Source organism: Gulosibacter macacae, assembly GCF_003865375.1.
Classification (GTDB): domain Bacteria; phylum Actinomycetota; class Actinomycetes; order Actinomycetales; family Microbacteriaceae; genus Gulosibacter; species Gulosibacter macacae.
On the sequence record NZ_RQVS01000037.1, the window covers coordinates 1 to 1130 of the forward strand.

Consider the following 1130-nt stretch of genomic DNA (forward strand, 5'->3'; position numbering starts at 1 on the left):
GGCCATCGCCTCAGCCCCATAACCGCCAAGCGCGGGCCCGTTCTTCACTACCGGCTGCTCCCCATATCCCTCAAGTCGAGGCAGATGTACCAACAGCGTGGAACGGCTCTTCCGCTCAACGAGGGTGCCAATCGCGGACCGGTTCGTTCCGATGATGAGGTCTCCTTCCCAATGCCCAGGAACTGCGCGATCAGCCGCCTCGGCCGGGCGCTCGGAAATCACCACATCAGCGGTGACATGCCCCTGTGGTCTATTTTGCGACCTTGCCCGCGGTTTCCGGAGCGCACGCCCAGTTCGTAGCGCCGCGACGAGTTCACGTTTGAGTGCTCCTCGCCCCTCGATATAGAGAGACTGATAGATCGCTTCGTGACTGATACGCATACTCTCATCATCGGGGAAGTCGATCTTCAACCGTTCGGAAATCTGTTGCGGGCTCCACCCAAGGAACCACTTCCGGTCCTCCCGATGCGGCTTATTCAGTCCTTTCCATTCGGGGGCTTTGGGCCCCGGAATGATGGTGCCATCGGGCAACCGAACCTCACCAACAAGCCGCTCTTGAACATACTCCCGCAACCGCTCGTTCTGAGCAAGCTTCGCTGCTTTGGGGCGTTTGGCTGCCTGTTGCGCTTTCCATTGCGCCACCAATGGCCGGTACTCAAGCTTTCCACTTCTGGTGGCTGAATTGCGGCGTAACTCACGCGATATTGTGCCCGGGTCACGCCCCAACTGGCGGGCAATCTCACGCACCCCTGTATTTCGGGCGCGCAGGAGACTGATCTCTTCACGTTCCTCAAAAGAGAGATAGCGCCCAGTGGGCTCACACAAACTGAGTGGCGTCATGCCCCCAGCATGCCGAAACCACCTCGTACCTACTGGCACTGACACGCCCACTTGTAGCGCAGCTTCAGCTGAGGTGATTCCTGTGGCGATCAGACGCCAAAACTCGCGCTGAACTGGCCGGGAAGGTTCCGGCCTACCGGGAGATCGCATCGGGGGCCGTAACGCCCTATCCGCACGCCACTGCCTACGCACCCCCTCGGGCGCGTCGCTGGTTTTCGCGGTCCAATCTTTCGTCGCCATTCTTGAGCACCTCCGGTGTCAGGGTGTTGCGACAACCAATTGAATCCGCC

Annotated in this window: 1 protein-coding gene; it reads right to left on the minus strand. The window is 60.0% G+C overall.

All coding sequences use genetic code 11. The features are described 5' to 3' along the window. Nucleotides 1-1080: IS30 family transposase (locus EG850_RS13180; RefSeq protein WP_456237278.1), on the minus strand; the 1080-nt coding region annotated here is incomplete at its 3' end. Nucleotides 1081-1130 lie beyond the last annotated feature (50 nt).